The sequence below is a fragment of the Thalassobacillus cyri genome, from assembly GCF_900107755.1.
Lineage (GTDB): Bacteria > Bacillota > Bacilli > Bacillales > Halobacillaceae > Thalassobacillus > Thalassobacillus cyri.
The window spans coordinates 119908-132937 of sequence record NZ_FNQR01000004.1 but is presented as its reverse complement, the minus strand read 5'-3'; the positions used below and the strand labels follow the sequence as shown (position 1 = coordinate 132937).

The following is a 13030-nucleotide window of genomic DNA, read 5'->3' as shown; positions in this document are numbered from 1 at the left end:
ATGAAATTTCTATCACGTAAACAGCAGCAATAGACAAAGCTCTTCATGGATACACCCAACGATGAACTTACATACGACAATATTTCTATTTAAAGATGGAAGGTAATAGAATAGTTCGGTAATTTGCCATTGAAAATTTATTTAAAAGAAATATAGAGAGGTGGGAGTTAGTTGGTTATTTATGGAGTTACATTATTAGCAATATGTTTGTTAGTAGGTACATTCTTAGGTGAAGTACTAGGAGTAATAGTCGGAGTTGATGCAAACGTAGGTGGTGTAGGTATTGCGATGCTTATGCTCGTATTATTAGTGGACTACCTGAAAAAGAATGGGAAACTGACCGTAAAATCACAGGAAGGTGTGGCTTTCTGGAGCGCTATGTATATCCCGATTGTAATCGCAATGGCAGCAAAACAAAATGTTGTTGCCGCGATCGACGGTGGCCCTGTAGCTATTTTAGCCGGTGTTGCTGTTGTAGGTGTGAGCTGGGCAATGGTCCCATTACTTAGTAAAATCGGAAAAGACAAAACGGAAGATTTTGAACAGGAAATGATTGGGGGAGAAGCTAATGTTCGAGATGCTAAGTAATGTGTTTGTAGAAAATGGACTGATTGTTTCCTTCGCAGTAATTGGGGTTACCATGTACATTTCCTATTTGATTTCTGCTAAACTTACCAAAGGAAAATTTCATGGATCTGCAGTGGCGATCATTATTGGACTTTTCCTCGCTTATATCGGCGGCGTTTCTACCGGAGGAGAAAAAGGTTTGTCAGATATTGGCATTTTTGCTGGTATCGGAATCATGGGCGGTGGAATGCTTAGAGATTTTGCTATTGTTGCTACAGCCTTTGGCGCCGACTTTAATGAAATGAAAAAGGCAGGACTCCCAGGGATCATCTCTCTTTTCTTTGGTGTGATAGTCTCCTTTGTTGTAGGAGTGAGCATCGCTTTCGCATTCGGATACACGGATGCTGTCAGCCTGACAACCATAGGTGCTGGAGCCGCAACCTACATAGTCGGCCCGGTTACTGGTTCCGCTCTTGGGGCAAGCTCTGCAGTCATTACACTAAGTATTGCAGCCGGACTGGTTAAGTCAATCCTGACCATGATTGGGACGCCTTTTATCGCTAAATACATCGGTCTGAATAACCCTCGTTCTGCTATCGTTTACGGTGGATTGATGGGAACAACAAGTGGTGTAGCCGGAGGACTGGCAGCAACCGATCCAAAGTTAGTCCCTTATGGAGCAATGACAGCCACATTTTATACTGGATTAGGGTGTCTGCTTGCCCCGTCTGTTTTATTCTTGATTACTAGAGCCGTATTCGGTTAAAAGATTACACCCCGGGAAACCCATTAACTGGATGTCCCGGGGTAAGGTTTATTATCTAACTTGAAGAAAAAAAATGTGCCTCTGAGACTTCAGAGGCACATTTTTATTTATTCTACTTTAGCTTTAGGGTCCAAATCTTCCATAACATCTATCTCAGCCGGTCGGCTGGTAAGGTGAGAAACGACATAGAAGGCAATCGCACTGACAATCAATGCTGGATAAATCGGATCGAGACCGAAGAAAGGAATGATACCCCGCTCCGCTAATATTACTGTAATGCTCCCTAAAATCAGAGAGGTCATACTTCCCGTTGCGGTTGCCCTCTCCCAGAAGTGCCCGACTACATAAGGGAGGAAAGCACCGCCTGCACGTAAGGTGAAGGAGAACATGAGAAGTGCAATCAGGTTAGCGAAATCAAATACGGCAATGGCGTAGCTCAAACCACTGACGAGCAGCATCGTCCAGCGCACCATTTTTAGGAGTTCTTTGTCTGTGGCATTTTTCTTAATATAGGGATGGTAGATATCGTTAGTGAAAATGGATCCCGCTGCTAACAGGTTACTGGAAGCACTGGACATGGTGGCCGAAATCAAAGCGGCGAATAGGATACCCACCACTACGGATGGCAATACTTCCACTGCCATGACAGGCAAAGCATATCTTGCTCCCTGTTCAGCAATAATGCTGCCATCGATAAGACCATTTTGCACCATGCCATACATCAAAATACCAATGAAAGCCGGAATAAAGGCAAAAATGACGTACACAGCTGAAGTGATATAAGAAGCATGCTTAGCTGCCTTTCCATCCTTAGCGGAATAGTACCTTTGTACAGCCTCCTGCCCGACGGTAAAGGATGCAACATACATGACAATCAAGGCGAGTATCGTTCCAAAACCGGCCCCATCGACCATGCTCCATTTTTCATCGGGTACATTTGCAGTTAGTTCAGTAAAACCACCGCCATAATCAAGCGCAAATGGAATGATTAATGCCATACCGGCAAGAATGAAGAACCATTGCACCACATCCGTATATACGACACTGAACATGCCACCCATGACACTATAAGCAGCTACTACAACGGTAACTACCGCTACAGATAGGGCGTAGCTCCACCCGGTCATGACGGAAAGGATCGTGGCGGATGCGATCAACTGCACGGCAGTCAAACCGACCATCGGCAGCAGCATGATGATTGCCGTGACAAAACCGTTTTTCTTGCCATAGCGTTTGGAAAAGTATTCAGGCACGGTTTTGACAAGAGCCTTGCGCAAATGAGGAGCGATAAAGGATAAAATGATGAAGGCTACCGCCATCGCGGTTACGTACCAGAATGCTGAGAAGCCCCAATCCCCATAGGCCATTTCCACAACACCAAGCGATGACCCTCCACCAACCTCGGTGGCCGCTAAACTTCCAGCCAGCAGCCACGGTCCCATTTTCCGTCCTGCAACGAGGAAGTCTTCATTATTTTTGATTTTCTTAGAAGCTATAAATCCGATCAACACCATAATGGCTAAATAAATGACAACAATGCCGATTACCGTTAAATTTACTCCCATGTTAGTTCCTCCTCAAAAGTTTTACTTCATTGGCTTACGAACTGACATTCAAAGGTGTAGTGGCATAAGAACGGCGGAACACTTCCCCTGCAGGTTTACGAAAAGCTTCTTCTCCGTGAATCACAACCTGACCATTAACAACAACCGTCTGGATGCCTTTATTAAATTGACGAGGATTTTCATAGGTAGCCTGATCAATTACGATATCTGGATCAAATATGACGATGTCTGCCGCCAATCCTTCCCGAATAATTCCCCGGTCCTGCAGGCCGATAATTCTTGCCGGCTGTGAGGTCATGCGACGAATCATATCTTCTAACGGCAATACTTTCTCCTCTCTGACATACTTACCTAAAATCCGCGGGAAAGACCCGTAAGCTCGCGGATGTGGTTCCCCACCAAGCAGTCCGTCACTGCCAATCGTTCCTGCCGGGTGGGCCAAAATCTTCTTAACTGACTCATCATCCATGACAAAATCAATCATTCCGACGGCATTTTTCTCTTCTAAAATCAAATCCAAAGCTAGTTCAGCATAATCTTGGCGCCCCTTCATTGCCCCTATCTGTTCAATCGTATTCCCGACAAACGAGTGATTTTCCGGTGAATCGACGGAAGTAATGACAATACCATCCCAGCCTGCCCACTTCGACATGCTGTCCCAGCCTTTCAACGCGCTGGCCATTTCTTTGACCATGCGTTGGCAAAGCCCCGGTGTTTCTAATTTTTCCAGCATCGCTTCTGTTCCACCGTCATGTGCCCATGGTGGCAAAATTGCACTCAGCATCGTACTTCCAGCGGTATATGGATACTGGTCAAAGGTAACTTCCAATCCATCCGCGCGGGCTTGATCGATTTTCGCTAACACATCAGGCGTCTTATGCCAATTGTGTTTGCCGCAATTTTTTAAATGAGAAAAATGAAGATGGGCACCGCAGCGTTTCATCATGTCAATCAGTTCCTGCATCGATTCCAGGATTTCATCTCCCTCACTGCGCTGGTGAATGACAAGCGGCACACCGTATTCGGCAATCACCTGGCACAACGCTTCAAGCTCTTCCATTTCCGCAAAACAGCAAGGCGGGTAAATTAGGCCAGTCGATAATCCGACTGCACCTTCATCCAAAGACCGGCGAAGCACCTCCTCCATCTGCTTGATTTCTTCAGAGGTTGCCGGACGGTTATCGAGCCCCATCACTTCCATCCGGATATTGCCGTGAGGAGCAAGGGTTGCCAGGTTATAACTCGGTTCGTTGCGCTCGATTTTATCCAGATATTGTTCGACAGTATCCCAGTCCCACTCGATTGGCGGTGTGCCATCCAAACCAGCCAGATTCTTTCTCCAGGGAGATACATAGTTTGCGGGAAGCGGTGCCGCTGCAATTCCATCCTGCCCTAATAGTTCTGTGGTAATCCCTTGCCTGACTTTTGCTTCAATTAGTGGTTCATCGAGAATGACAAGGTCAGAATGGGTATGCATATCAATGAATCCCGGACTGACAATTTGATGATTGGCATCAATCACTTCAGCTGCTTCGATATCATCGAGTTTTCCAATTCTGGCAATCTTCCCTTTTTCAATCGCTATATCTCCGTAATACCAGGGTGAGCCTGTGCCATCAATAATCTTCCCGTTACGAATTAATAGATCATACATAGTTGGATTCCTCCTCAGTGGCTTTAACTGAACTTAAAGCTTTCATGATCACGGCATATCCAGCGGTGGCTTTTACTAATTGATCGATTTCGATATATTCATCATCGATATGGGCGAGCGATTCCGGTGATGGACCGAATCCGATTGTAGGAATTCCTGCTTCTCCTGCAAAATGGCTGCCATTCGTGCAGAAGGAATAATGAGAGATTGCAGCGTCCAGCCCTAACAACTGCAGTCCTTTGCGAGAGGCTTGCACAAAAGTTTCCTGATCGTCATATAACCATCCTGGGAAGAAACGTTCATCCCCGATGATTTCTCCGGTATAACAACGCTCTTCTCCAGTGGCGTAGCTTACTTTTGCCACGAAAGCAGGATCTTCTTTTTTAAGCTTCTCTATCAAATCTTGAATTGGTGCGAGTACCGACTCTTTCGTCTCGTCAACTAACAATCTACGATCGAATGTCGCTGTACAATGGGATGGTACGACGGAGGCACCAGGATAGGGAGACGACTTGATATCCGTCAATTCCAGAATCCCTTCCCCCATGACCTCGTGCTTTGCAACAGGTAGCTCCCTTATTCCATTAATTAACTTTGTCATCTGATAGACAGCATTCAAGCCCTTTTCAGGGTTGGAAGAATGCGCCGGCTTACCGAATGTCTCCACGACGATTTCTGCCCGACCTCTTTGCCCGCGGTTCAGATCCAGATTAGACGCCTCTCCGATCACTACAAAATCCGGTTTCACTTTTTCACTAACCAGCCTGGTGGCAACTCCTTCAAAGCACTCTTCATGGACACTGCAGGAGACTACAATTTTTCCCGGGAATGAGCGATTGGTATCTTCCGCAAAATTAAAGGCGGCGGAAATCATCGCACTGACGGCACCTTTCATATCAGAAGTGCCGCGTCCATATATCTTGCCATCCTTCACTTCTCCGGAAAATGCACCTACCGACCACTGGTCTTTCTGGACAGGTACCGTATCGATATGCCCATCAAACAACACGGTTGGACCGGGGCGATCGCCATTCCAAATCAGCAGGACATTGCCATATTCATCGGTAATAACTTCATCAACGCCTCTTTCTTCGGCATACTTCTGAATCGTTTCCGCCACCTGATCTTCCTCTCCGGAATAGCTTTTAATTTTTACTAAAGACTGGCACAGTTCAATCACATCTTTTTGCCGCTGCTCTGCTAACATGTAAATTTCCTCCCCTTATTTTATAGATTCGGATAATGGCCTTTCCAAACGACATCACGGTAGTGCTTCGCATCGGTATCTCCTTCTGTACTGATCAGCAAGACGCGTGAATGTTCATCCAAATTGATTTCATTAGAAATAGGAGCGTAGTTTGGATCCTTTCTTAAAAAGTGAAGCAAGCCTAGTGTCACAGCTCCTGACTCACCGGAAATAATACGCGGGTCTTTTGCCAGCGGGCTGCTGTAGATTCTCATACCCAGTGCGGACACTTGATCGGCGCAGGAAAACGCAGCACTAGCATATTGCTTTAAAATCCGAAAAGCTCTTGTGTTCGGTTCTCCACAGGCAAGACCCGCCATGATGGTATCCATATCACCCGTCACCAGCTCTCTTTCACCCGTTGGAGAAGCAAATGACCGGTAATAGCAGTCGGCCTCGTGCGGTTCTACCACCACAATCGTCGGAGCTTCCTCCCGGTAGTGCTCAACGAGATAAGCAGCAATCCCTCCGGCAAATGAACCGACACCTGCTTGAAGGAAAACGTGGGTAGGAGGCTTTTCGTTTCGACCTTCCAGCTGATCGGTGATTTCTTTCGCCATCGCCGCATACCCTTGCATGATCCATAACGGAATTTCATCATAGCCTTCCCAGGCTGTGTCCTGAACCATGATCCAGTTATTCTTTTCGGCCAGGTCGGCACAGAAACGAACAGCGTCATCGTAGTTGAGATCGGTAATATCGGCTGTTGCGCCTTCATTCCGTATTGCTTCCAAACGCTCTTTCGAAGAACCCTTTGGCATATAAATCACGGAATTATAGCCGAGTTCCCTCGCTGCCCAGGCTACCCCGCGGCCATGGTTGCCATCTGTAGCGGATATAAAAGTAAGATCGCTGAGCTGCTCCTTTACCTTTTTCGACTTCAAAATATCGAACGAAAGATTCTCGATATCTTCACCGATTTTGTCGGCAAGACATTTCGCCATCGCATAAATGCCGCCCATCACTTTGAAGGCATTCAACCCGAAGCGGTAAGACTCATCTTTCACGTTGATTGCTGCCACATTCAATTCCTGAGCAAGATGGTTGAGTTGAAATAACGGCGTCTCCGTGTAGGCGCCATGCGTCTTTTGGAAAGCATGAACCTTAGCTATTTCTTTTTGCTGGAAAAATCTTAGTTCCTTCTGGTTATATTCGCTGGAATAAAAATTGTTTTTCGTCCATTGAATGGTCTTCAGTTCTGTCTTCTGCATGTCTTAAACCTCCTAGTCCATTTGTGCAATGCCTTCGATTTCTACCAGAGCGCCTTTAGGAATAGCCGCTACTTCCACACAGCTTCTGGCCGGTTTATGATTAGAAAAATATTCACCATATATTTGATTGACCTGTTGAAAAGTATCTATGGAATCAAGAAAGATCGTCGTTTTTATGACATCTTCAAGGTTCAACTCCAGTTCTTGTAGCAGCGCTGTAATGTTTTCCAACACTTGTTTCGTTTGTTCTTCTACTGTGGATCCGGGAATGTTACCGCTTTCCGGATTCAGCGGTAACATTCCCGAACAATATACCTGTCCCTTCGAGATGACAGCCTGCGAATAAGGTCCGACAGCGGCTGGAGCTTTTACTGTTTCTACTTGTTTGATCATGATTCAGCCTCCTTTTTCTCTTTCACTTATATACGTTGCAATTATCGTGCCAATATTAAGAATATTAAGTTAATAGGATTTACTAAAAAAATAACACTGGTTCTCATCTCACAATGAGACTAGAGCCAGTGTTATTCCTGTCATCCTGCCGGAGTATCAATATGAGACGATGTATCAATTTGATACTTTTTAATTTTCCTGAATAGCGTAGCCCGTCCGATATTCAACAGTTCACTAGCTTTATCCATCGGCAAATCATTCTTTTTCACGTAAATTAAAGCTTTCTCGATCGTTTCTTTCTCTATTTGTTCAAGTGAAAAGGAAGGGAGTTCCGAAGATTGTTCCTGTTGTTTCACTTCCAATTTCCGTGAAATGATCGGCTTTGCTTCTTCTAAGGTAATCCAGCCATCCTGAATAAAGTTAAACAAGTACTCAATAAAGTTTTTCAGCTCTCTGACATTTCCTTTCCAGGAATGATGCAGCATCAATTCTTTCACGTCCTTGCCAAATCCAAGAACATTGGCGTTGAATTCTTCATTGAATTTTTTAATAAAATGATCACTCAACGCAAGGATGTCTTCCTTCCGGCTTCGAAGGGCGGGGATCATCATCGGAATCACATTCAAACGGAAATATAAATCCTCACGGAATAACCCGCTTTCGACCATCGACTGCAAATTACGATTGGTAGCTGCAATGACTCGGACATCAACAGGCTTCGTTTTCGTGCCGCCAAGCCGCTCTACTTCCATCTGCTGGACAACTCTCAACAGTTTTACCTGTAACTGGGACGGCATTTCACCAATTTCATCTAAAAATATTGTTCCTTTATTGGCCAACTCGAATTTACCAGGCTTTCCCGCTTGATTAGCTCCTGTAAATGCCCCTTTTTCATAACCGAATAACTCACTTTCTAACAAATGGTCCGGAATGGCACCACAATTGACAGTAATGAACGGATGATCCTTACGAGGACTGGCACGATGAATTGCTTTCGCAAACTCTTCTTTTCCTGTTCCGCTTTCGCCGAGGATTAAAATACTGGAGTGAGATTGCGAGGCTTTGAAGGCATAAAATCCTTCACTTCCTTTATTTGAGGACTGATGCCGATGATATGATCGAACGCTTTCTTTTTTGTTTCAGCAGCCTGATCAGCAAGATTTTGAATCTCTTCGACAGCCTGGATGATTAATAAGTATTCGGTAGATTTTTGTGAGGTGATCAGTTTTTGCAATGTGACAAACAGGGGCTGTTCCCGTTCATTTATAGTCAGGTTGATAGTTTGTCGTTTGTCCGGTGCGTCATAATCAATCTCTTTTAATAGTTTACAGACACCTTCTTTATCTGAATCTTCATTAATACCAAGCAGCATTTTAGCTTTCACATTCATTTCCGCTAAATTCTCCTGCTCATCCAATATGATGATCCCCTGCTCGACCAGGTTCATCATCTTCGTCATTTTCAGCGAGTTGTTAGTAAGTTCCTCGAGCATTTCATGTTCATGGAGCTTACTAGCTAAGAGATTTGCCATTTTTTCAAGGAAACTCAGAATATCATCAGTATTGTCAAATAAACGGAGCCGCTGGTCCTCATTGAAGGCAAGCAGTCCTATCACGCCAATCGGTTCCCCTTTATACGTTATGGGAGAGCAAATCTCCCCAGTTTCCGAACATTTTTGATAGAATAAGCACCGTTCACACACCGACTCGAAGCCAGGATTCTCGATGATAACAGGACGACCAGTACGAACAGCAGACTGATAGACCAGGTCTCCTTCCATCTGTTGAAGCACACCGCTTTCCTGCTCCCCCGTTCCTGCTACACGAATGAAATCATGGTTGGCGATTTCTACTTCTATTTTAAGCACGGAAGCAATAGCGTCTGCGATATTTTGCACCGTCGGCTGGATATCCATCAAGTCCATCTTCATCCCTCCCTTGTTTTTTTCTAGTATAGCATGATAAAGTTTAGAATTTTCTAATAGTTTGTTAGAAAATCTTACAAGGGAATTAACGACTCTCTTATACCTACATAAAAAGGAAGGGGAGAACCAATCATTTTTTCGGACACTCTAAAAATGCAATAGTAACGAAAGAGCTTTTTCATCAGCGATATTATACATACGAAAAAAGATGATCTCTTCTAGTATAGAGATCATCTTTTTTGGATAGCCAAACTTCCCAAAATGTCAACTGCATGAGATACACTTTATCCAGGCTCTACTTTTGTAATTATTATTTTTCTATAGGAATTTAAATCGACTTAACCATCCCTCCGTCGACAACCAATGAACTCCCTGTCATATATGTACTTGCATCAGACACAAGGAAAGTCACCACTTTTGCAAATTCTTCCGGCTTACCATAACGCCCTAATGGAATATTCTTTTTAGAAGCTTCCTCGATATCTTCTTTAGCGACCCCTTGTTTCTCAGCTTTCATCTGATCCAGGTGAGCCACTCGGTCGGTAGCAATCCTGCCCGGTGCTACAGTATTGACAAGGATATTGTATGGGGCCAGCTCCTCTGCCAGACTTTTAGCTAATCCTACGATTCCTAAACGGAAGGTATTGGATAATATTAACCCTGGTATTGGTTGTTTAATAGAAGATGAAGCAATATTAATAATTCTTCCACCTTCTTCTTTCATGTCAGGAAGAACTTGCCGTATGATGCGGATATAACTTAATAGATTTAATTCAAACGCATTCTGCCAATCTTCATCACTGAATTTCTCAAATGTACCTCCTGGAGGTCCTCCAGCATTATTTATAAGAATATTAATTTCCCCGAATACTTCTCTTGTTTTAGCTATAAGATTTTTAATATCTTCATCACTTGTAATATCCGCAGGGAAGTAGGACACATTCCCTCCTCCGATTTGTTCAAGCTCTTCATAAACAGTCTGCAATTTTTCTTCGTTACGGCTGGTGAGCATGACGTTGGCACCTTCAGTGACCAGTTGTTCAGCTATTGCTTTTCCTAATCCCTGGCTTGACGCCACTACTAATGCCACTTTTCCCTTCAGATTCAAATCCATTTAAAGCTCCCCTTTCGAACAATTATATTTCTATTCTGTAGAAACTTTACGTTCCCTAGGCTGTTTTACATTATTAACAACAAATTCCGGTGATTGGCCTTTCTCTACTCGTAGAATATTTTGAAAAGCTGTTTTCAAAACCCTATTTAAAGTGTCTCTCGTCCCTGCTCCAATATGAGGAGTAGCGATGACATTTTCAAGATCAAACAACGGGTTATTAACTTGTGGCGGCTCTTGTTCCCAAACATCTATTCCTGCACCGGCAATTTTTCTTTCCTTTAGTGCTTGATATAAAGCGTCTTCTTGTACAATTCCTCCACGTGCCACATTCACTAAAATAGCATGCTGCTTCATCAGCTCCAGCTCCTGTTTCCCAATAAGTCCTTTCGTTTCAGGTAACAGGGGAATATGAAGACTGATAATGTCCGATTGAGTCAACACTTCCTCTAATGATAAAAATTTCGCATCCAGAGCTTCCTCGTGTTCCGATGCAGCTTGAAATGCATCATAATAAATAATGTTCGCCCCAAAAGCATGTGACCTTTTCGCTGTTTGACGACCAATGTTACCAAATCCGATTAAGCCATGGGTTTTACCTTCCACCTCAAATGAGGTTGGTCGATGCTCCCACATTTCCCATTTACCAGATTTAGTTGTTCTGTTCATTAATGGTAATTTTCGATATAGAGCTAATATCATTAAAATTGTCAGCTCGGCTACACCGGTTGCATTTGCACCTGGTGTATTGGAAACAGGGAAGCCATATGTATCAGCAGATGAAAGGTCAATATGATCTACACCTATCCCTGTCTTTTGAAAAAATTTCGCATTAGCAGCTTTTGAAAAAATCTCTTCTCCCGTTTTGTGGGTAGCAGCTAATAAGTAATCGACCTCTGGAAGAATTCTTTCACGTTCGTTATCATCCATCTCATGCCAGAAATACAAATCGAATCCAGACGGTTTATGGCCTAATAAGATAGCTTTGAATTCTTCTGTCGTCCTATCAAAATAAAGAATTTTTTTATTCCCCATGGTTTCCCTCCAAATTTATTAACTGATTTTTGTTTCTTGTCCATCATCCAGGTTGTTCGCATTTCTTTTTTCCCACCATTTCATAACCAGTGGTGAAAATAGTGAAATTACAGTAAGAGCAATCAACACTACGGAAATAGGACGTGTAAAGTAATAAGTTAACAAGTCGGTTTTAGCCATTAACATAGATTGTCTCAACCCGTTCTCAGCAATAGGGCCAAGAATCATTCCAAGGATAACTGGTGCAGGATGGAATCCTGTTTTTCTCATAAAATAACCGATTACACCAAAAACCACCATCACCCATACATCAAAGATATTATTATTGATGGCATAAGAACCTACTACACAAAGCCCAATGATAATAGGGGCCAGTAACTTTTCAGATACGCCAGATATCTTTACAAAGAACCTTGCACCCAATAAGCCGATCACACCAAGCAATAAGCTGGCAATAATAAAACCAAATATGACAGAGTAAGTGATGTTAGCATGAGTGGTAAATAGTTCATGTCCGGGAACAAGCCCCTGGATCATCAAACCGCCCAAAAGTACTGCAGTGGTGGAACTTCCAGGTATTCCAAGCGTTAACAAAGGTATTAACGCACCACCGGTAACCGCGTTATTAGCAGACTCCGGTGCAGCAACCCCTTCAATATAGCCTGTTCCGAATTTTTCTTTGTTTTTCGAAAAGCGCTTTGCTTCATTGTATCCAACCCAGGACCCGATATCGCCGCCTGCTCCAGGAAGCATCCCTACGAATGTCCCTATTCCGGAAGACCGCAAAATAGATACCCAAACTGTTTTAAATTCCTTTTTGTTCGGCAGAACTTTTCCAGACATGGCATCAGCTGAAATTTTTTTCCGTTTTTTACCTCGGTTTTCCGCTTGGATCATAACCTGGGATAAAGAGAACAGACCAATCATTGCTGGTACAAGTGCAATGCCTGATTCTAGTGACATGCTCCCAAATGTAAATCGTGGATAACCAGTCAAAATATCAACGCCAATAGCACCAATTAATAAACCAATTACTCCAGCTGCTAATCCCTTTACCATGGACTTTGCTGCAAGACTACCGATAATTGTCAATCCGAACACCGCAATAAGAAAATATTCAGGCGCACTGAAGGCTAATGATATCTTAGATAGTGGAGGAGCGAGGAATAACAACGCCAATGCACTGACTGTTCCTCCGATCATAGAAGATATAGTAGCCATCCCGATCGCCTTGGCCCCCTGGCCTTTCAGGGTCATCTGATAACCATCCAAACTACTGGCAGCAGAAGCCGGTGTACCTGGGGTGTGAATCAAAATAGCAGATATGGATCCCCCGTATAATGCAGAGGTATAAATAGCTGTTAACATGGTTAGACCCGCAACCGGTTCCATTCCAAAAGTAACAGGAACCAGCAAAGCAACAGCCATTGTCGCACTTAGTCCTGGCAGTGCTCCGATAATAATACCTCCGAAAACTCCCAGGAATAACGCAAGAATGGTTTGAAAAGATAATAGGTTTTGAATAACTTGTCCTAAAATTTCAGCGTTCAAATTCAGC

General features: G+C 43.7%; 12 protein-coding genes. 2 read left to right on the top strand and 10 right to left on the bottom strand.

The features are described from left to right. Nucleotides 1-171: 171 nt before the first annotated feature. Nucleotides 172-588: a malonate transporter subunit MadL gene (gene madL, locus BLV00_RS06465; RefSeq protein WP_093043632.1), complete on the top strand. Its 417-nt coding sequence runs from the start codon at nucleotides 172-174 to the stop codon at nucleotides 586-588. Then, on the top strand, nucleotides 569-1333 hold the full coding sequence (gene madM / locus BLV00_RS06460; protein WP_093043630.1) for a malonate transporter subunit MadM: 765 nt from the start codon (nucleotides 569-571) through the stop codon (nucleotides 1331-1333). Before madL ends, madM begins: the two co-directional genes overlap by 20 nt. 107 nt (nucleotides 1334-1440) lie before the next feature. Here the strand turns inward: madM and BLV00_RS06455 are convergent, their stop codons facing one another. From BLV00_RS06455 to BLV00_RS06410, 10 genes are all read right to left on the bottom strand, one after another. After that, the gene (locus BLV00_RS06455; protein WP_093043628.1) at nucleotides 1441-2898 is read right to left on the bottom strand and encodes a sodium:solute symporter family protein; all 1458 of its coding nucleotides are present in this window, start codon (nucleotides 2896-2898) and stop codon (nucleotides 1441-1443) included. A gap of 34 nt (nucleotides 2899-2932) precedes the next feature. Beyond that, a complete protein-coding gene (locus BLV00_RS06450; protein ID WP_093043626.1) occupies nucleotides 2933-4552 on the bottom strand; it encodes an N-acyl-D-amino-acid deacylase family protein in 1620 nt (539 codons plus the stop codon). After that, on the bottom strand, nucleotides 4545-5759 hold the full coding sequence (locus tag BLV00_RS06445) for a YgeY family selenium metabolism-linked hydrolase (protein ID WP_093043624.1): 1215 nt from the start codon (nucleotides 5757-5759) through the stop codon (nucleotides 4545-4547). Before BLV00_RS06445 ends, BLV00_RS06450 begins: the two co-directional genes overlap by 8 nt. 20 nt (nucleotides 5760-5779) lie before the next feature. Further along, complete coding sequence (dpaL, locus tag BLV00_RS06440; protein ID WP_176791364.1) at nucleotides 5780-7009, bottom strand: diaminopropionate ammonia-lyase; 1230 nt, start codon at nucleotides 7007-7009, stop codon at nucleotides 5780-5782. 12 nt (nucleotides 7010-7021) lie between these two features. Beyond that, the gene (locus BLV00_RS06435; protein ID WP_093043622.1) at nucleotides 7022-7402 is read right to left on the bottom strand and encodes a Rid family detoxifying hydrolase; all 381 of its coding nucleotides are present in this window, start codon (nucleotides 7400-7402) and stop codon (nucleotides 7022-7024) included. Between the two features lie 140 nt (nucleotides 7403-7542). Continuing rightward, nucleotides 7543-8436, bottom strand: coding sequence for a sigma-54 interaction domain-containing protein (locus tag BLV00_RS22495; protein WP_281242990.1), 894 nt, complete (start codon nucleotides 8434-8436; stop codon nucleotides 7543-7545). Continuing rightward, nucleotides 8436-9326 carry a GAF domain-containing protein gene (locus tag BLV00_RS06425; RefSeq protein WP_093043618.1) on the bottom strand — a complete coding sequence of 297 codons (891 nt, stop codon included), beginning with the start codon at nucleotides 9324-9326 and terminating at the stop codon, nucleotides 8436-8438. The genes BLV00_RS22495 and BLV00_RS06425 overlap by 1 nt, the downstream gene beginning before the upstream one ends. A 328-nt stretch (nucleotides 9327-9654) precedes the next feature. Beyond that, nucleotides 9655-10440 carry an SDR family oxidoreductase gene (locus BLV00_RS06420; RefSeq protein ID WP_093043616.1) on the bottom strand — a complete coding sequence of 262 codons (786 nt, stop codon included), beginning with the start codon at nucleotides 10438-10440 and terminating at the stop codon, nucleotides 9655-9657. A gap of 30 nt (nucleotides 10441-10470) precedes the next feature. After that, nucleotides 10471-11472, bottom strand: a complete 1002-nt coding sequence (locus BLV00_RS06415; protein WP_093043614.1) for a 2-hydroxyacid dehydrogenase — start codon at nucleotides 11470-11472, stop codon at nucleotides 10471-10473. 18 nt (nucleotides 11473-11490) lie between these two features. After that, nucleotides 11491-13023, bottom strand: coding sequence for a tripartite tricarboxylate transporter permease (locus tag BLV00_RS06410; protein ID WP_093043612.1), 1533 nt, complete (start codon nucleotides 13021-13023; stop codon nucleotides 11491-11493). Nucleotides 13024-13030 lie beyond the last annotated feature (7 nt).

Coding starts and splice junctions, on each gene's coding strand:
- BLV00_RS06420 (WP_093043616.1), bottom strand. CDS start 10,440: ATGGATTTGAATCTGAAGGGAAAAGTGGCATTAGTAGTGGCGTCAAGC.
- BLV00_RS06445 (WP_093043624.1), bottom strand. CDS start 5,759: ATGTTAGCAGAGCAGCGGCAAAAAGATGTGATTGAACTGTGCCAGTCT.
- BLV00_RS06455 (WP_093043628.1), bottom strand. CDS start 2,898: ATGGGAGTAAATTTAACGGTAATCGGCATTGTTGTCATTTATTTAGCC.
- BLV00_RS06435 (WP_093043622.1), bottom strand. CDS start 7,402: ATGATCAAACAAGTAGAAACAGTAAAAGCTCCAGCCGCTGTCGGACCT.
- BLV00_RS06450 (WP_093043626.1), bottom strand. CDS start 4,552: ATGTATGATCTATTAATTCGTAACGGGAAGATTATTGATGGCACAGGC.
- dpaL (WP_176791364.1), bottom strand. CDS start 7,009: ATGCAGAAGACAGAACTGAAGACCATTCAATGGACGAAAAACAATTTT.
- BLV00_RS06415 (WP_093043614.1), bottom strand. CDS start 11,472: ATGGGGAATAAAAAAATTCTTTATTTTGATAGGACGACAGAAGAATTC.
- BLV00_RS06425 (WP_093043618.1), bottom strand. CDS start 9,326: ATGGACTTGATGGATATCCAGCCGACGGTGCAAAATATCGCAGACGCT.
- madM (WP_093043630.1), top strand. CDS start 569: ATGTTCGAGATGCTAAGTAATGTGTTTGTAGAAAATGGACTGATTGTT.